Origin of the sequence: Streptomyces sp. NRRL F-2664 (assembly GCF_000719345.1) — a bacterium.
Classification (GTDB): Bacteria; Actinomycetota; Actinomycetes; order Streptomycetales; family Streptomycetaceae; genus Streptomyces.
Map to the genome: position 1 here is coordinate 1 of NZ_JOFX01000432.1, position 344 is coordinate 344.

The 344-nt window shown below is 64.8% G+C and carries 1 protein-coding gene; it reads right to left on the minus strand.

What is annotated here, in order from left to right; genetic code table 11:
* Positions 1–19 precede the first annotated feature (19 nt).
* On the minus strand, positions 20–344 hold a 325-nt coding region (locus IF89_RS0136420), incomplete at its 5' end, for an IS5/IS1182 family transposase (protein ID WP_030777953.1).

The window sequence follows — 344 nt, forward strand, 5'->3', positions numbered from 1 at the left end:
TTAGGCAGTGTTTCTCGGATCATGTGCGGAGCCAGATGATGAGGGCTGCGAGGGTGACGGTGCCGAGGGAGATGTAGGCCCGTTTTTCGTAGCGGGTGGCTACGGCGCGGAAGCCTTTGAGCCGGTTGATCGCTCGTTCGACGGTGTTGCGCTTCTTGTAGCGTTCGCTGTCGAAGCCTGTGGGTCGCCCGCCTCGGGAGCCTCGGTTCTTGCGGTGTCGTTGCTGGTCGAGGCGTTCTGGGATGGTGTGCCGGATGCCGCGCCGTCGCAGGTGGCGACGGTTTTTGCGGGAGGTGTAGGCCTTGTCTGCCAGGACGTGATCCGGCCGTGTGCGGGGCCGGCCG